Source organism: Plantibacter flavus, from assembly GCF_002024505.1.
In the GTDB taxonomy this organism is placed as follows: Bacteria; Actinomycetota; Actinomycetes; order Actinomycetales; family Microbacteriaceae; genus Plantibacter; species Plantibacter flavus_A.
Genome location: NZ_CP019402.1, coordinates 1,854,476 through 1,871,889, shown reverse-complemented (window position 1 = coordinate 1,871,889; position 17,414 = coordinate 1,854,476). Strand labels below are relative to the sequence as shown.

Genomic DNA, 17,414 nt, shown 5'->3' with positions numbered 1-17,414 from the left:
CTCTCGACCGTCCGAGTCTACCGGCGACCGCCGACGCCAGGCGGGGCGGTCGGCGGCTCACCCGCCGCGCTCCGACCACACGCGGAACCCGCCACCGTCGCCCGGGCCGAGGACGATGGTCCCCGACTCGTCCGTGCGGAGGACCTCGGCACCGGTGGCCTCGTAGAGCTCGAGCGCTGAGCGCGTCGGATGCCCGTAGCCGTTGTCGGCCCCGACGGAGACGAGCGCCACCGTCGCGCCCACCCGGCGCGCTAGGCGGTCGCTCTGATCGGCCGAACCGTGATGCGACACCTTGACGATGTCGACCGCGTCCCCGAGCGTGTGCCGACCGAGTAGCCGGTCCTGTGCCTCCTCACCGAGGTCGCCGAGCAGCAGCACCGATGCGTCGAGGAGATCGAACCGGACCACCACGCTCGCATCGTTCCCCGGTTCGACGCTGCCTGCCGCGGGGTCCGGCCACAGGACGCGCCATGGCGCCGCGCTCTCCGGATCCCCCAGCACCCCCTGGTCTCCGGCGCCGGCCTGTCGCACCTCGGCACCGGCCGCTCGGAGCACTCGAGCGATGCGCTCGTCCTCCGGGTCGTCGACCGGCCCGAGCAGCACCTCGTCGACCCTGCCGACGACCGCGTCGAGGCCTCCAACGTGGTCGAGGTCGTAGTGGGTGAGGACGAGCAGCTCGATGCGTGAGACCCCGAGCGCGTCCAAACACGCGCGGAGCGGTTCTGGGTCGGGCCCGACGTCGACGAGCGCGGTGGCGGTGCCCTGTCGCAGGAGGACCGCGTCGCCCTGACCGACGTCGCAGGCGGCGACGATCCAGTCGCCCGGCCGGTGCAGGGCCGGGCCGAGTCCGTCCCCGACCGCCCGACCGCACAGTGCCACGAGCGACACGACCACCGCCACCCCGATCGTCCTCGACCACCGCGGAGGCAGATCCCGACGGAACAGCAGGAGCGTGGCGATCAGGGCCGTCGGCACGGTGACGAGCACGACGCCCAGCGGCCCCTCCGGCCACGGCACCCGCGCAGCAGGGACGCCCTCGAACCACCGGGCCACCGCGGCGATCCAGGTCGCGGGCACCCACCCGAGCCACGCGACGAGCAGTGCGAGTGGTGGTGCGAACGGGACCAGCACGCAGGCGAGCAGTCCGAGCATGGTCGCGGGCGCGGCGGCCGGGCCCGCGAGCAGATTCGCCGGGACACCGCCGAGCTGGATCGCGGGGTCGAGGAGGACGAGCATCGGCTGGCAGGCGAGCTGGGCGGCCGCCGGGATCGCGATGAGGGCCGCGATCCCCCGCGGCAGCCACCTACCGAGCAGGTCCGTGAGGGGTCCGCTCAGGAGCAGGAGACCGCTGGTGGCGAGCACCGAGAGTCCGAAACCGTACTGCCCGGCCAGCCAGGGGTCGGCGACGAGGAGCACGACCACCGCCAACGACAGCGCGGCGAGGCCACGGATCGGCCGCCCGAAGCCGCCCATCACCAGGACGAAGGCAGCCATGAGTGCTGCCCGCTGCACGCTCGGTTGGGGCGTCACGAGGACCACGAAGGCGGCGAGGCACAGTAGGGCACAGGCGATCCTGAGCTTCCGCCCACCGCCGAGTACCGCGACCGCGGTGCTGACGAGCCACACGATGACCGCACAGTTCGCGCCGGACACGGCCGTCAGATGCGAGAGCGAACTGCGCTGCATCGACTCCGTGACCGCGTCGCTCACCTGGCTCACATCGCCGATCGCGAGGCCGGGCAGCAGCTCCCCACCCGGGCCGGGCAAGGTGGACGCGACCCCGACCAGGCCGGAACGCAGTGACGCCGACCAGTCGAGGATCGCCGGTGGCTCCCCCAGCAGCTCGGGTTGTTTCCGTGCGAACAGCAGCGCTGCCCGCGCATCACCCGGTGCATTCCATCGGAGGGGGCCATCGACGCGCCAGCGCTCACCGATCCTCGGCGCCCGATCCGCCGGCACCGGTGCGAAGACGAGGACCGGGACCGAGAGGCCCTCCGGTGCTCCCCCGTCGTCCGAGACCGTCACCAGGTCGGCCGCGAACCGAACCGTGGGTGCAGCCGTGACCGAACCGGTGGGCACGGCGTCGCCGGTCACCACGACCTCGGCGGTGACGGGCGTGCTCCCGAGCGCTTGCAGCGCCTCCGGCTGCCGATCAGGCGCGCGTGCGGCGATCGATGCGGCGACCATGCCGAACAGCGCCGCAGCACACGCGCAGAGCAAGAGTGTCGTGATGACGACAGACCCTGTCCGGCGCTCGCCCGGGCGATACTCTGCACGGCGACGCCGGACGACCGTGCTGCACCCGAGGCAGGCGGAGGCGACGACGAACGCGACCAGTACCCCACCCCAGGCCAGCGTCGGAGCCGCGCTGCAGACGGCCGCACCGACCCAGGTGACTGCCGCCGGGATGAGGAGGCGTGGGAACCGCATCGCGCGCTCACCTCGCCCGGACGTCGGTCCGGCGGCCGCGTCCGCGGTCACACCGTCGCCGCCGCGCGAAGCCCCTCGAGGGTCTTCGCACCGATGCCTTCGACCGCGCTCAGGTCGTCGAGGGTGGCGAACGGCCCGTTCGCCTCCCGCCAGGCGACGATGCGTGCAGCCAGGGCCTCCCCGATCCGCGGCAGTGCGGTGAGTTCGGCCGCGGATGCCGTGTTCACGTTGACGAGCTGCGAGCCGGACGGGCTCCCGGCAGCCGACCCGCTCGCGCCTCCGCCAGGTGGCACCTCGCCGACCACGGGGACATAGAGCTGCTCGCCGTCGTTCACGAACCGTGCGAGGTTCACGGCACTGGTGTCCGCTTCCGGTAGGAGGCCGCCGGCGGACGCCACCGCATCGAACGCACGTGATCCGTCCGGCAGCCGATAGACACCAGGGGCCGCGACCGCTCCGAGTACATGGATGAACAGCTCTCCCGCCGCCGAGCCGGCGGGCGTGGTCGATCCCGGTGTGGCGGCGGGCACGGCGCTCGCGTCAGCCGACAGCTCCACCCCACCGATCGTCCTGACCGCCCCGCCTGAGGTGAACAGCGAGACGAGGATGGCGACCACGAGCGCCGCGATCACCAGCACGACGACCGCCCCGGCGCGGAACTCCGGGCGCGGTAGCTCACCGAGCACACGGCGCGTGGACGAACGCCTGGACGGCACCGGGTGGGACGTGGGTTCCGGTTCGATGGTCATCCTCGAACGCTACGAGCCCGGACGCCCCGCACCACACGCTCGCCGTCGCCATGGGCACCGACCGCACCGCGACGACCCCTGTGGAGCGCGTTCGCCTGGGATGCAGAATGCAGTCAGCTCACCGAGCGCCTCGGTGTTGACTGGTCGTCTTCCGACCGGGGGGTCAGGCCACTCTGGCTGGCTCAGCCCCCTCTCGCGTCGAAGACTGCCCGAACCAGATCCACAGCGGGCGAGCGGTCACGACGATGAGCACCGCGAACAGGCTCTGATTGACGACGCCGAACCACGAGAGTCCGCCGAGCAGCACGAAGACGGTCCAGTTCACGGCGATGTCGGCGACGATCACCGCGATACCGAGCACGATGCCGGAGCGCCGTCGAAGGACGATCAACACAGCGGTGATGGGGTCCAAGACCGTGAGTGTCACCCAGAACAGCCGGACGCCGGGCGGGAAGCCGCCGTAGACGTCCAACCCGCCGAGGATCAGATCCGCGGTGTGCGTCGTCGTCCCGACGAGGAAGCCGACCACCCACAGGATCTGGAACACGCGGAGCGTTCGTACGGCTGGGGCGGGAGCGATCACCCGGTCATGCTACCGAGGAAGCAGGGCAGACTGCCGCCGGATGGGACAAGCGGATCGGACTCGAGGGTGGCGCCCAGCGCTCCGAGCGTGTTCGGGACGGGCCACAGGGCCCGCCCCGAACCGCATCACCCCTTCGTGGCGATGCTCACCACACGCGGGGCACGCACCACGACGTTGACGATCTCGCGGTCACCCACGGAACGCTGCACGGCCGCGCTCGCGCGTGCGAGCTGCTCGAGCTCGTCACCGGAGATCTTCGGCGACACCTCGAGCCGGTCGCGGACCTTGCCGTCGACCTGGACCACCGCGGTCACCTGGTCCTCGACCAGCAGCGACCGGTCGGCCTTCCGCCACGGCACCAGCGAAATCGACGGCTGGTAGCCGAGCTTGGCCCACATGTCCTCGGCGGTGAACGGTGCGAAGAGGTCGAGCGCCATGGCCGTCACCTCGGCGGACTCGCGCACGGCGGGGTCGCCCGCGCCGGGCCCGGCGTCGATCGCCTTCCGCGTCGCGTTGACGAGCTCCATGAGCCGTGCCACGACGACGTTGAACTTGCCCGCCTCGATGAGGCCTGGAGCCTCCGCGAGGAAGTGATGCGTGACCTTCCGCAGCTTCTCGTCGCCGTCCTTCCAGGCGACGTCGGGCGAGCTGGTGACGTCGTGCGCGACCCGCCAGGCGCGTGCCAGGAACTTGGCCGAACCGGCCGGCGAGACGTCCGCCCAGTCGATGTCGTCCTCCGGAGGACCGGCGAACGCCATCGTGACGCGCAGGGCGTCGGCGCCGTACGACCTCAGCTCCTGAGCGAACTCCACCAGGTTGCCCTTGCTCTTGCTCATCTTCGAACCGTCGAGGATGACCATGCCCTGGTTGAGGAGCGCGCTGAAGGGCTCGGTGAAGCCGACCTTGCCGAGGTCGAACAGGACCTTCGTGATGAACCGCGAGTAGAGCAGGTGCAGGATCGCGTGCTCGACACCACCGACATACTGGTCGACCGGGGCCCACTTGTCGGCCTCCTTCGGGTCGAACGCGATCTCGTCGGAGGTCGGGTTCAGGAACCGGAGGAAGTACCACGAGCTGTCGACGAAGGTGTCCATCGTGTCGGAGTCGCGCTTCGCAGGCTTCCCGCACGAGGGGCAGTCCACGTTGATCCAGTCCGCTGCCGCCGCGAGCGGGCTCATGCCCTTCGGACGCAGGTCGAGACCCGCGGCGTCCGGCAGCCGCACGGGGAGCTGGTCCTCGGGGACCGGCACCTCGCCACAGGCGTCGCAGTGGATGATCGGGATCGGCGTGCCCCAGTAGCGCTGTCGCGAGATGAGCCAGTCGCGGAGACGGTAGTTCTTCGTCTTCGCGCCGAGACCGCTCGACGCGAGCGCCGCAGTGACCTTCGGGATCGCGTTCGCCTTGCTCAGGCCGTCGAACGGGCCGGAGTTCGTCAGGCGACCGTCGCCCGTCAGCGCGACACCCGTCTTGGCGGGATCGATCGACGGGAGGTCCTCCGGCAGCTCTCCGTCGACGATGATCGGGATGGCGCCGGTGACGGGCTGGGTGGTGTCCACCACGACACGCACGGGCAGGTCGAACGCCCGCGCGAAGTCGAGGTCGCGCTGGTCGTGCGCGGGAACCGCCATGATCGCCCCGTGACCGTAGTCGGCCAGGACGTAGTCGGCCGCCCAGATCGGCAGGCGCTCGCCACTCAGCGGGTTGATCGCGTAGCGCTCGAGGAACACGCCGGTCTTCTGGCGGTCGGTCGCGAGCCGAGCGATCTCGCTCTCGCCCTTGACGCTGTCGAGGTAGGCCTGGAAGCGCCCCTTGACCTCGTCGGAGGTGTCGGCGACGAGCTCGGCTGCGAGCTCGGAGTCGGGCGCCACGACCATGAACGTCACGCCGTACAGCGTGTCGGGTCGGGTCGTGTACACGGAGACCGGCTCGGCACGACCCTCGATGGAGAACGAGACGTCCGCACCGTTGGATCGACCGATCCAGTTCCGCTGCATGCTGAGCACCTTGGCCGGCCAGGTGCCCTCGAGCTGGTTGAGGTCGTCGATCAGGCGGTCCGCGTAGTCGGTGATGCGGAAGTACCACTGGGTGAGCTTCTTCTTCGTCACCTCGGCGCCGCAGCGCTCGCAGTGTCCGTCGACGACCTGCTCGTTCGCGAGCACGGTCTGGTCGTTCGGGCACCAGTTGACGGGGCTCGCCTTGCGGTACGCGAGGCCCTTCTCGAACAGCTGGAGGAACAGCCACTGGTTCCACCGGTAGTACTCGGGGTCGCTCGTGTGGAGCTCGCGGTCCCAGTCGAACGAGGGGCCGTACTGACGGAAGCTGGCCTTCTGCTGCGCGATGTTCGCGTAGGTCCACTCGCGCGGGTCGACACCGCGCTGGATGGCCGCGTTCTCGGCGGGGAGACCGAACGAGTCCCAGCCGATCGGGTGCAGGACGTTGAAGCCCTGGTGACGCCAGTACCGCGCGACGATGTCGCCGAAACCGAACGCCTCGGCGTGACCCATGTGCAGGTCGCCCGAGGGATACGGGAACATGTCGAGCACGTACTTGCGCGGACGTTTGTCGGCAGGATCTCCTGCTGCGAAGGGCTTCAGCTCGTCCCAGACGGGAAGCCACTTCTCCTGGATCGCCTGGAAGTCGTACCGCTCGCCGTCTCGGCGGTCGTCGGTGTTGCGCTCGTCTGACACGTCACTCTCAATCACTGCAGGTGCTGGGGGTGGAATCCCGTGGGTTGCTCGCACGGCGCTCGGCCGCAGGATGGACGGGCTGGAGCGCACGACGGCGCTCCGTCCAACGGTCAAGCCTACCGGGATTCGGCAGGCGGACGTCCGACGCCGAGTGCTGCCAGCGGGGCCGCCGCCTTGGTCCACGTCTCCTCGAGCTCCTCCCGGGCGTCGGACAGCGCCGTGATGCCACCACCCGTGCCGATCGACGCACCCTGCGGATCGATCACGATCGAGCGGATGACCATGGCGAGGTCCATCGATCCGTCCGCGGACAGCAGGCCGAAGGCACCGGCGTACACCCCGCGCGGCCCCGCTTCGAGGTCGTACAGCAGCTCCATCGCCCGGCGTTTCGGGGCCCCGGTCATCGATCCGGCCGGGAACGCGACCTCGACGACGTCGAGTGCATCCAGCCCTGCGCGCAACCGTCCCTCGACGGTGCTGACGAGTTGGTGCACCTGCGGGTAACTCTCGACGTGGTGGAGCGCCGTCACCGCCACGGAACCCAGCTCGCAGACTCTGGAGAGGTCGTTCCGCATCAGATCGACGATCATGAGGTTCTCAGCGCGCTCCTTGGGACTCGCGAGCAGATCGGCGCGCTGACGGGCGTCCTCCTCGGGATCGGCGCCTCTCGGCCGGGTCCCCTTGATCGGCTTCGTCCGGACGCGGCCGTCGGCCGAGACCTCGAGGAACTGCTCCGGAGACGCGCTCGCGAGACTGATCGAACCGAACCGGAGGAAGCCGCCGTGGTGCGTGGGGCTCGTCCTGCGCAGCAGCAGATAGGTCGCGAGCGGGTCATGGACCCCGTCGACGCGCAGGTGGTTCGTCAGGCACAGCTGGTAGGCGTCCCCACGGGTGATGTGTTCCTGGCACCGCTCGACGAGCCGCACGTATGCGGCGTCGCTGTGGCGAGGCGCGCAGACCCCGCCGGCAGCCTCGGCCACGGGAGGAGGCTCGGCCGCCGTGCTGAGCCGCTCGACGGTCGTCGCGATCCAGTCGGGATCGTCCGACGAGATCGTCACCGTCCGCGCCGCATGGTCGAACCGCACCTGATCGTCGAGGCGCAGGAAGAGCGCATCCGGGGTGGCGGCCGCGTGTGCAGGAACCCCGACGAGCCCTGCCCCCGACTCGTAGCCGAACCACCCGACCCAATCGCCCGGGTCGCCCTCCGCACGCACGGTGCGGAGGGCGTCGAGGATCGTCGTCCGGTCGACCGAGGCTGACACCTGGCTGACGCGCTCCACCGTGCCGAGCCGGACGTCCGCGACGAGGCGTTCGGTCCCGCGTCCGATGAGACTGACGCCGGTCCGGGCGCCCTGGCCCGAATCCAACCAGGCCGCCCAGGGCTCGTCAGCGAACACGCGGCGGTAGACGTCCTCCGGCTCGGACCAGGCCGGGAGGACGACCTGCCGGCGTGCTCCGGTGGATCGCATCAGCCGACGGCCGCGATCGGCGGCGCGACGATCCGGAGGCGACCGGTCACGAGCTCGTCGGGAACCGGCGTGTGCGAGATCACGATGACCGCACGACCCTCGGATCCCGCGACACCGAGCAGATCCTCGAGCAAGGCGGTCGCACGCTCGGGATCGACGTTGGCCGTCGGCTCGTCGAGCACGAGCACGGGGAACTCGCGGAGGAGCGCACGGGCGAGGGCGATGCGCTGCGCCTGCCCCCCGGAGACGAGCGCGCCGTGCTCCCCCACCGGGCGGTCGAGTCCACCACGCTCGGCGAGCCAGGACGAGAGCCCGACCCGCTCGAGTACGGCCTCGAGCTCCGCGTCGTCGGCCGTGTCCCTCGCGAAGAGGAGGTTCTGGCGGATGTCTGCGTCGAAGAGGAACGGACGCTGCTCGACGAGCCCGATCGACTCGCGCAGCGTGTCCGGACGGAGGTCGCGTGCCTCGACGCCGCCGACGCGGTACCCACCCTCGTACTCGAGGAAGCGGACGAGGGTGTGCGCCAGGGTGGTCTTCCCGGCTCCGCTGTCGCCTTCGACGAGCAGTCGGTCGCCGGCCGACAGCCGGAAGCTGATCGGTGCGAGCGCCGCCGCCGTACTCCCGGGCCAACGTGCGCTGAGGTGCTCCGCCTCGAGCATGACGCCGTCGAAGGTCGGCGTGAGGATGCTGCCGGAGTCCTCGTCCGGGATCTCGCGTGGGCGCTCGCTCGGGACCGCGTCCGCCACGCGCTCAGCACTCGCGACCGCTTCCCGCCAGGCCCCGAACGCGAGCGGCACCATCGCGCAGACCTCGAACACGGCGAGCGGGACGAGGACGATCACGGTGAGCGCCGGGCCGCCGATCGTTCCCAGTGCAGGCATGCCTGCCCAGAGCGCCGCGACGACGGACGCCCCGGAAGCCAGGGAAAGGACGGCGCCGGCCACCCCAGCGCCCGCGGCCCGCCGCACCATCGCGCGCGTGAGTGCCGCGTCGGCATGTTCGATCCGTGCCCGCGCGGCATCGACCGCGCCGTAGGCGGTCAGCACGTCGAGACCGGTCACGAGCTCGAGCAGGGCTTCCGACAGCGCACCGCGCAGCGGCGCGAGTTCGCGTTCGGCGCGCGCCGCCACCCGACTCACGAGCAACCACGAGACGAGGAATGCCGCGACGAGGCAGACCGCGAGCGCGATCCCGGCGGCCGGGAGCAGCGCGGTCGTGAGGATGACGGAGGCTCCGGCGACGACACCCGACACCACCAGTGGTTGGACGACCCGCAACGGCACGTTCTGCAGCTCGTCCACATCGGTCACCAGGCGGGTGAGGAGGTCGCCCCGCCCGGTGAGCTGCAGTCCGTCGGGAGCCACCGGGATGACGCGTTCGATGATGCCGGCGCGCAGCTGCGCCAACTGACGGAATGCAGCATCGTGGCTCAGCAGGCGTTCGAGGTACCGGAAGGACGCCCGGGCCAGCGCGAACGCGCGCACCCCGACGACGGCGACACCCAGCTCGACGATCGAGGGCTGCTCGGCGGCCTTCGTGATGAGGAACGCGCTCGAAGCGAGGAGCGCTACGGCGGCCCCCGCGGAGAGGATGCCGGCCAGGAGTCCAGGGACGAAGCGGCGAGCCGGTGGCTGCGCCAGTCGGATGATCTGTCGGACGCGCTCATCCATGGAGCATCACCTCGTCGTCCTGGACGCGTTCCGACCGCACGCGGATCTCGAGCACGGCATCCGCGTGTTCGACGATCGACGGTCGGTGGGTGATGACGATCACGACCGCCCCGGCCCGAGCGGCGTCGCGCGCGGCCTCGATGACGAGCGCCTCGGACGCGGCGTCGAGCGCCGAACTCGGTTCGTCGAGCAGCAGCACCGGCGTTCCGGCATCCGCCGGGGTGCGCCGCAGCCGGTAGAGGGCCCTCGCGATCGCGATCCGTTGCGCCTGCCCACCGCTCACGCCGTCGCCGACCGCGCCGATGGGGTGTCCGAGCGGCAGCGCGGACAGCCCGAGTGCCGACAACGCCTCGACGATGAGCGCCTCGTCAGGGGCGCCGTCGCCCAGCGCGACGTTGCTGCCGACCGTCCCGGCGATGAGGACCGGACGCTGCGGCGCCCACGACAGCCAGCGTCGTCCGCCGGGCGTGGGCGGCACGCGTCCGCCGTCGTGCAGGATCGATCCGGTGGCGTCCACGAATCCGAGGATCGCGGACGCCATGCTCGTCTTCCCGGCTCCGCTGGCGCCGACGACAGCCGTCAACACGCCGGCCGGGAACGTCGCGTCGAGGCCGTCCAGCACCCGCAGCTCGTCGTACTGCACGCCGAGACCGTCGAGTACCAGGCCAGACGTCGGGCGAGCGGAGTCGCCGACCGTTGCAGAATCGCCGACCTGATCAGGAGCCGACGGCGATTCGCGCACGGCCTTCGCTTCGTCGAGGATCTCGAAGACCTCGTCGGCGGCGGTGACGCCCTCCGCGGCCGCGTGGTAGTTCGCACCGACGTTCCGCAGTGGCAGGAAGGCCTCCGGGGCCAGGATCAGCACGAAGAGCCCGGTTCCGAGGAGGAGCGAGCCGTCGAGGAGCCGCAGGCCGATGCCGACCGCGACCACGGCGACCGCGAGACTCGACAGCAGCTCGAGGGCGAAGCCGCTCACGAACGAGAACCGCAGGACCTTCATCGTCTCGACGCGGTACTCCTCGGTGACGGTCCGGATCCGCTGCACCTGCCGGTGCTGCCGTCCGAACAGCTTGAGGGTCGCCATGCCCGCGACGAGCTCCAGGAACCCGCGCGACAGGTGGGCCAGGGTCTCCCACTGGCGCCGCTGCACCGCCTGGGTCGCGAATCCGATGAGGATCATGAAGACGGGGATGAGCGGGAGCGTCACGATCACCGTGATGCCGCTGAGCGGGTCCTGGACGAAGATCACCGCCGCGATGATCGGCATGGCGATCGCCGTGAGGATGAGCTGCGGGACATAGCGACCGAAGTACGCGTCCAGGGCGTCGAGCCCGCGGCCCGCCACGGTCGTCAGTGCGGCGGAGTTCCGACGCGAGACCCACCCCGGCCCGAGCGTCTCGAACGCACCCGCGAGGGCCCGCCGCAACTGACTGCGGACGATCGCGGAGCCACGGGCGTTCACCGAGTCGGATGCCAGGACGGTCCCGGCACGCAGCACCACGATGCCGATCAGCAGCCAGAGCGACGGCAGGAGCTCCTCGACCGGATCCCCCGCGATCGACCGGGACACGAGCTGGGCGACGAACCAGGCGAACCCGAGCGTGCAGGCGGTCTGGACGAGCGCGATGACCGCGCCGAGTCCGAGGACCGACCGGGCTCCGCGGGCATAGCGGAGCAGTCGCGGATCGAGGGGGCGCACGATGACAGGTTAGTGCGCGGCGGCTTCGATGTGCTTCCGCGTGATGCGCTTGCGGAACACCCAGTACGTCCATCCCTGGTAGGCGAGGATCAGCGGCAGGAAGATCAGGGCGGTCCACGACATCACCGTGAGGGTGTACTCGGTCGAGGAGGCGTTCGCGATCGTCAGGCTGTTCGCCGGGTCGTTGCTCGCCGGCATCACCGCTGGGAAGAGCGCGGTGAACAGGGTGAGCACGGCCGCCGCGACGGTCACGGCCATGAGCGCGAACGCACGGCCCTCCAGCCCTCGGCTGTTCGCGAACCAGGCGCTGATGAGCGAGACCGCGGCGATGGCGGCGAGGATCAGCACCGGGAGCGAGAAGTGCGCGAGGACGGTCCAGCCGAGGAACGACGCCGCGAGGAGGATCGCGACAAGCCCGGCACGGCTCGCGAGGCGGCGGGCGCGCTCGCGGATGTCGCCCTCGGTCTTCAGCGAGGCGAACACGGCTCCGTGGGCGAAGAAGAGCACGAGCGTCGTGAGACCACCGAGGATGCCGTACGGGTTGAGCAGGGTGAAGAGCGTGCCGGTGAAATTGTGGTCGGCGTCGAGCGGGACGCCCTGGACGATGTTCGCGAAGGCGACGCCCCAGAGGAAGGCCGGCAGGGCCGAGCCGACGATGATCATGAGGTCGAAGCGCCGTTTCCAGGAGGCTTCCGGCCGCTGGTGCCGGTACTCGAACGACACCCCTCTGATGATGAGCGCGAGCAGGATGAACAGCAGCGGGAGGTAGAAGCCGCTGAACAGGGTCGCGTACCACTCGGGGAAGGCGGCGAAGAGGCTCGCACCGGCGACGATCAGCCAGGTCTCGTTGAGGTCCCAGACCGGCCCGATGGTGTTGATGAGCATCCGGCGGTCGGTCTCGTCCTTCCCGAGGAAGGGGATCGTCATGCCGACGCCGAAGTCGAAGCCGTCGAGGACGAAGTAGCCGACGAACAGTGCGGCGATGATCCAGAACCAGAGAATCGTGAGGTCCATGATGCGCTCCTAGTAGACCGTGGTCGCGGGGGCGGCGGGCTTCTGCACGCCGTCCTCGTCGGGTTCGGACAGCTCGATCGGGTCGGGCCCGGCCTTGATCGTCTTCTTCAGGAGGCCGAACTCGACGACCAGCAGCGATCCGTAGACGACGGTGAAGGCGATCAACGAGATCAGGACGTCGAGGCCGGTGGTGTTCGGCGAGACCGCGTCCTCCGTCTTCAACAGGCTGAAGACGATCCACGGCTGGCGGCCCATCTCGGTGAAGACCCAACCCATGGTCATGGCGAGGAACGGCATCGGGACGGCCCAGACCGCAACGCGCCACATCCAGCGCTTCGGCTCGCGGCCCTTGCGGGTGAACCAGAGACCGGCGGCCGCGACGAGCATCGAGGCGAGGCCGAGACCGATCATCCAGCGGAACGCCCAGTAGGTGACCCAGATGACGGGCGAGTAGTCGCCCGGACCGTAGAGCTGGGTGTACTGCGCCTGCAGGTCGTTGATGCCCTCCACCGTGCCGTCGAAGGTGTGGGTCGAGAGGAACGACAGGAGGTACGGGATACGGATCGAGAAGAGCTCGTGGACGCCGTCGGGCGTGCCGAGGGTGAAGATCGAGAACGAGGCGTCGGCACCGCTCGCCGTGTTGTACATCGCCTCCGCAGCCGCCATCTTCATCGGCTGGGTCTCGACCATGGCGAGGCTGAGCTGGTCGCCGGCGAGCATGGTGGCACCGCCCGCGAGGAGCATGCTCCACGCTCCGACCTTGAGCGCCGGGCGCATCGCCTCGACGTGCTGGCCCCGGGCGAGGTGCCAGGCCGCAGCGGTGATGATGACGGCTGCGGAGACCATGAAGCACGCGAAGATCGTGTGCGGGAAGGCTGCCAGGGCGACCTTGTTGGTCAGCAGCTCCCAGATGTTCGTGAGCTCGGCGCGACCGCGCTCCTCGTTGATCCGGAAGGCGACCGGGTTCTGCATGAAGGCGTTCGCCGCGATGATGAAGTAGGCCGAGAGTACGGTGCCGAGCGCCACGATCCAGATGGTGGCGAGGTGGAGCTTCGGTGACAGCTTGTCCCAGCCGAAGATCCAGAGCCCGATGAACGTCGCCTCGAGGAAGAAGGCGAGCAGGCCCTCGAGTGCCAGCGGTGCGCCGAAGACGTCGCCGACGAACCTGGAGTAGGTGGACCAGTTCATGCCGAACTGGAACTCCTGGACGATGCCCGTCACGACGCCCATGGCGAAGTTGATGAGGAAGATCTTCCCGAAGAATCGGGTGAGCTGCAGGTAGTGCAGCTTGCCGGTCCGGACCCAGGCGGTCTGGAACCCTGCGACCGTCACCGCCATGCCGATGGTGAGCGGTACGAAGATGAAGTGGTAGACGGTGGTGAGGCCGAACTGCCATCGGGACAGCAGTAGCGGGTCGAGAAGGTCGTTCACGATGAACACTCCATTTTTCGCGGCATCCAGGGAAGGCGGCGCAGGTGCGGCCCGATCGGGGTGGTCATCCCCGTGGCTTCGATCCATGTCGTCGAGATCAATGGTACAGGACTTCACGCCTGTGGTCAGACCACACATCCAAGGGTGTCCTAACAGGCGTTTCCGAGCCGCTCCCACAACCGCGGCAGTAGGCTCTGAGCCGTGAACGACGTGCTCGGCTGGCTGCTCGACCTGGTGCAGAGCGTCGACCCCGTGACGCGCACGATCCTCGCCGGCGTCGGCATCATGCTCGAGACCTCGGTCCTCGTCGGCCTCGTCGTCCCGGGCGACACGGTCGTCATCGTCGCCAGCACCGCCGTCGTCGGACCCGTCCAGTGGATCTCGATGATCCTGGCCGTCATCACCGGCGCGCTCATCGGTGAGTCGGTGGGCTTCGCGCTCGGCCGCTGGTTCGGCCCGCGCATCCGTGCCAGCAGACTCGGCCGCCGGATCGGCGAGCGGCACTGGGCCCGGGCCGAGCGCTATCTCGACCGGCGGGGCGGCATCGCCGTCTTCATCTCGCGGTTCCTCCCGGTCCTGCACTCGCTGATCCCTCTCACGGTCGGGATGAGCACGATGAGCTACCGACGCTTCATCTCCTGGACGCTGCCCGCCTGCGTCATCTGGTCCTCGGCCTACGTCTCCGTCGGCGCACTGGCCGCGGGCAGCTATCGCGAGCTGTCGGACCGACTCCATTGGGCGGGCTACGTCTTCGTCGGCATCATCGTCGTCTTCGCCGTCGTGGTCCTCGTCGTGAAGCGACTCCTCCAGCGGAGCGAGGAGCGACACATGCTGGCCCAGGAGGACGCGACACCACCCGACGACGACTCGACGCCCCAGTAGCAGACGACCGTCATCGCCGCGAGACGGCGGGCCGGACGCACCGGCATGACAGACTGAACGGGTGAAGGCATCCGACGATCGTCCAACGGCCTCCTCCGACGCCGCCGAGCAGATCCGGCACTTCGCCGCACGGATGGAGGACGCCGTCCAGTTGCGCCGCCAGCGTCGTGCGAGGCGGCACGGACGCGAGGCGGCGGTCATCCCCTTCACCGGCTACGGATCGACGTCCTGGATCCGTGTCCTGGCCAGGGTCGTCCTGGCGGAACCGGGTAAGACCACCGTCCAACCGCAGCAGAAGGTGCGCGGCTGGAAGAGCTTCTTCGCGCTGAGCATCGCCGACCCGACGGTCGAGGTGGAGGTCGACGGGCAGCGTCACACGGTCACGGGCGACCGAGGCGGCGTGGTCGACGCGGTGGTCCAGGTCTCGCTCACCCCAGGCTGGCACACCCTCAGACTGAGCTCGGAGGGCAGCGACCCGGTCGAAGCGCCGGTCTTCATCGTCGCCGACGACATCGAGTTCGGCATCGTTTCCGACATCGACGACACGGTGATGGTGACGGCGCTCCCCCGCCCGCTCGTCGCGGCCTGGAACACCTTCGTCCTCGACGAGCACGCCAGGACACCGGTACCAGGTATGGCGGTCTTCCTCGAGCGCACGGCGCGTGAGCACCCCGGTTCGCCGATCATCTACCTCTCCACCGGCGCCTGGAACGTCGCGCCGACGCTCACCCGGTTCCTCTCCCGCAACCTCTACCCGGCCGGCGCCCTCCTCCTCACCGACTGGGGTCCGACGCACGACCGGTTCTTCCGCAGCGGTCGCGAGCACAAGCGCAACAACCTCGACCGGTTCGCCGAGGACTTCCCTCGTCTGCGGTGGCTGCTCGTGGGCGACGACGGACAGCACGACGAGGCCCTCTACCGGAGCTTCGAGGAACGCCACCCCGACCGCGTCGCCGCCGTGGCGATCCGTCAGCTCTCCCCCGGTGAAGCGGTGCTCGCCGGTGGACGCTCGAAGGTCGGCACCCAGCACGCGGGCGCCCCTTGGGTCTACGCGGGGAACGGTGCAGAACTGCTCGACCAGCTCCACGACAAGCTCTGACGGCACCGATGTCCGTCGTCCCCGTCCTGCGCACCAGATCGCGCCTGCCCCTGCTCCAGGTGCTGAAGACGGCGCTGGCCGCCATCGCGTCCTGGATCGTCGCGATCACGATCATCCCGGGCCAGCTCCCGGTCTTCGCCGCCATCGCGGCCATCCTCGTGGTGCAGCCGAGCGTCAACCAGTCGTTCGGGAAGGCGCTCGAGCGCAGCCTCGGGGTCATCACCGGCGTCATCCTCGCGACGGCCATCGGGATCGTCTTCGGACACTCCGCCTGGATCGTGCTCCTGGCCATCGTCATCTCCATCCTGCTCGGATGGGTCCTCCGCCTCGGGCCCGGATCCGCGAACCAGATCCCGATCAGTGCGATGCTCGTGCTGTCGATCGGCGCTGCGACCCCGGACTACGCGGTCGCGCGGATCGTCGAGACCGTGCTCGGTGCGGGCATCGGGCTGCTCGTCAACGTCGTCCTCGTCGCACCGGTCCTCCTCGCTCCCGCGAAGGCGGCGGTGACCGCCCTCGCGCTCGCGTGCGCCGACACCCTGGACCATCTCGCCACCTCACTCACGCGCGCGAACTCGGACGCGGAGCTGGTGGCGCTGCTCCAGGAGGCCCGCGCGCTGAAGCCCCTGCGAGACCGGGCGATCGCCGCGGTGAAGGAAGGCGATGACAGCCTGCTGCTCAACCCTCGTCGATCGAGGCACCGCGACGAGCTCGACCGTCAGCGCCTGCTGCTGCGTCGACTGGAGCCGGTGGTCACGAGGACCCTCGGCATGGCGCGATCGGTGCACGACCACGACGACCCGACCCTGCACGAGGAGCCGACGGTGGCGGACATCGCCGTCGAGCTGACGCGAGCGGCCCACGATCTCAGGCTGCTCGTGAACGATCGTGCCACGTCCGACGAGCCACCGACCGAGACCGCGGAGATCCCGGCGCTGACCGCTCCCCTCGTGATCGCCCGCCCGCACCCCCAGCACTGGATCCTGATCGGATCGCTCATGGAGGACCTCCGCCGCGTACGCGACGAGATCGTCGGCGAACCGACCTGAGTCGGCCGGATACACGAAGGGCCGGCGGAGCGAAGCTCCACCGGCCCTTCGACGTCCTGGGACTACGCCTGGTGCGCGGCCTGCAGTTCGATGGTGATCGTGACGTCGTTGCCGAGCAGAACGCCGCCGGTCTCGAGCGCCGCGTTGTAGGTGAGGCCGAAGTCCTCGCGGTTGATCTTGGTGGTCGCCGTGGCGCCGAACTTGTAGTTGCCGTAGGGGTCGGTCGCGAAGCCGCCGAACTCGACGGTGAAGGTGACGGGCTTGGTCACGCCCTTGATCGTGAGGTCGCCGTCCACGAGGAAGTCGTCGCCCTTGGCGCGGGCGCCGGTCGAGACGAAGTCGATCGTCGGGTAGGTCTCGGCGTCGAAGAAGTCACCGGTGCGGAGGTGACCGTCGCGGTCGGGCTGGTTCGTGTTGATCGATGCGACCTCGGCGGACGCGGTGACCTTCGTCTCGAGGGGGTTCTCCGGCGTGACGAACGTCGCGTTGAAGCGCTCGAACTTGCCCTTGACCTTCGAGACCATGATGTGGCGGATGCTGAAGCCGACCTCGCTGTGCGTGGTGTCGACCTCCCAGGTGCCAACCTTGTAGCCGGGAATCGTCAGGGTGTCGGTCATGCGGTACTCCTTGCGTCGATGTCGGCGCACTCGCG

13 protein-coding genes are annotated in these 17,414 nt (G+C 69.7%); 3 read left to right on the top strand and 10 right to left on the bottom strand.

Annotation, left to right across the window (positions count from 1 at the left end; translation table 11 throughout):
- Nucleotides 1-57 precede the first annotated feature (57 nt).
- The 9 genes from BWO91_RS08815 to BWO91_RS08775 form a co-directional block, all read right to left on the bottom strand.
- Nucleotides 58-2,430 carry a ComEC/Rec2 family competence protein gene (locus tag BWO91_RS08815; protein WP_153303424.1) on the bottom strand — a complete coding sequence of 791 codons (2,373 nt, stop codon included), beginning with the start codon at nucleotides 2,428-2,430 and terminating at the stop codon, nucleotides 58-60.
- A 47-nt stretch (nucleotides 2,431-2,477) separates the two neighbouring features.
- Entirely contained in the window at nucleotides 2,478-3,179 is a 702-nt protein-coding gene (locus BWO91_RS08810) for a helix-hairpin-helix domain-containing protein (protein ID WP_079002343.1), read from the bottom strand.
- A 163-nt stretch (nucleotides 3,180-3,342) separates the two neighbouring features.
- A complete protein-coding gene (locus BWO91_RS08805; RefSeq protein ID WP_153303423.1) occupies nucleotides 3,343-3,762 on the bottom strand; it encodes a hypothetical protein in 420 nt (139 codons plus the stop codon).
- 125 nt (nucleotides 3,763-3,887) lie between these two features.
- Entirely contained in the window at nucleotides 3,888-6,449 is a 2,562-nt protein-coding gene (leuS, locus tag BWO91_RS08800) for a leucine--tRNA ligase (RefSeq protein ID WP_153303422.1), read from the bottom strand.
- Between the two features lie 116 nt (nucleotides 6,450-6,565).
- Nucleotides 6,566-7,918 (bottom strand): anthranilate synthase component I family protein, encoded by a 1,353-nt coding sequence (locus BWO91_RS08795; RefSeq protein WP_079002341.1) that lies wholly within the window; start codon nucleotides 7,916-7,918, stop codon nucleotides 6,566-6,568.
- A complete protein-coding gene (gene cydC, locus BWO91_RS08790) occupies nucleotides 7,918-9,588 on the bottom strand; it encodes a thiol reductant ABC exporter subunit CydC (protein WP_079002340.1) in 1,671 nt (556 codons plus the stop codon). The genes BWO91_RS08795 and cydC overlap by 1 nt, the downstream gene beginning before the upstream one ends.
- Nucleotides 9,581-11,287, bottom strand: coding sequence for a thiol reductant ABC exporter subunit CydD (gene cydD / locus BWO91_RS08785; RefSeq protein ID WP_079002339.1), 1,707 nt, complete (start codon nucleotides 11,285-11,287; stop codon nucleotides 9,581-9,583). Before cydD ends, cydC begins: the two co-directional genes overlap by 8 nt.
- Before the next feature lie 9 nt (nucleotides 11,288-11,296).
- Entirely contained in the window at nucleotides 11,297-12,301 is a 1,005-nt protein-coding gene (cydB, locus tag BWO91_RS08780) for a cytochrome d ubiquinol oxidase subunit II (RefSeq protein WP_064295578.1), read from the bottom strand.
- A 9-nt stretch (nucleotides 12,302-12,310) separates the two neighbouring features.
- Nucleotides 12,311-13,732, bottom strand: coding sequence for a cytochrome ubiquinol oxidase subunit I (locus BWO91_RS08775; RefSeq protein ID WP_079003899.1), 1,422 nt, complete (start codon nucleotides 13,730-13,732; stop codon nucleotides 12,311-12,313).
- A gap of 201 nt (nucleotides 13,733-13,933) precedes the next feature.
- Between BWO91_RS08775 and BWO91_RS08770 the strand changes: the two genes are divergently transcribed.
- The 3 genes from BWO91_RS08770 (at nucleotide 13,934) to BWO91_RS08760 (ending at nucleotide 16,762) form a co-directional block, all read left to right on the top strand.
- Nucleotides 13,934-14,614, top strand: a complete 681-nt coding sequence (locus BWO91_RS08770; protein WP_079002338.1) for a DedA family protein — start codon at nucleotides 13,934-13,936, stop codon at nucleotides 14,612-14,614.
- A gap of 133 nt (nucleotides 14,615-14,747) precedes the next feature.
- Nucleotides 14,748-15,713: an App1 family protein gene (locus tag BWO91_RS08765; protein ID WP_079003898.1), complete on the top strand. Its 966-nt coding sequence runs from the start codon at nucleotides 14,748-14,750 to the stop codon at nucleotides 15,711-15,713.
- Between the two features lie 8 nt (nucleotides 15,714-15,721).
- Nucleotides 15,722-16,762 (top strand): FUSC family protein, encoded by a 1,041-nt coding sequence (locus tag BWO91_RS08760; RefSeq protein WP_079002337.1) that lies wholly within the window; start codon nucleotides 15,722-15,724, stop codon nucleotides 16,760-16,762.
- A gap of 62 nt (nucleotides 16,763-16,824) precedes the next feature.
- On the opposite strand, the gene BWO91_RS08755 is transcribed toward BWO91_RS08760, so the two are convergent.
- The gene (locus BWO91_RS08755; RefSeq protein WP_064295582.1) at nucleotides 16,825-17,379 is read right to left on the bottom strand and encodes a YceI family protein; all 555 of its coding nucleotides are present in this window, start codon (nucleotides 17,377-17,379) and stop codon (nucleotides 16,825-16,827) included.
- Nucleotides 17,380-17,414: the final 35 nt, after the last annotated feature.

Coding starts and splice junctions, on each gene's coding strand:
- BWO91_RS08815 (WP_153303424.1), bottom strand. CDS start 2,430: ATGCGGTTCCCACGCCTCCTCATCCCGGCGGCAGTCACCTGGGTCGGT.
- BWO91_RS08810 (WP_079002343.1), bottom strand. CDS start 3,179: ATGACCATCGAACCGGAACCCACGTCCCACCCGGTGCCGTCCAGGCGT.
- BWO91_RS08795 (WP_079002341.1), bottom strand. CDS start 7,918: ATGCGATCCACCGGAGCACGCCGGCAGGTCGTCCTCCCGGCCTGGTCC.
- cydC (WP_079002340.1), bottom strand. CDS start 9,588: ATGGATGAGCGCGTCCGACAGATCATCCGACTGGCGCAGCCACCGGCT.
- cydB (WP_064295578.1), bottom strand. CDS start 12,301: ATGGACCTCACGATTCTCTGGTTCTGGATCATCGCCGCACTGTTCGTC.
- BWO91_RS08765 (WP_079003898.1), top strand. CDS start 14,748: ATGGAGGACGCCGTCCAGTTGCGCCGCCAGCGTCGTGCGAGGCGGCAC.
- BWO91_RS08760 (WP_079002337.1), top strand. CDS start 15,722: ATGTCCGTCGTCCCCGTCCTGCGCACCAGATCGCGCCTGCCCCTGCTC.
- BWO91_RS08755 (WP_064295582.1), bottom strand. CDS start 17,379: ATGACCGACACCCTGACGATTCCCGGCTACAAGGTTGGCACCTGGGAG.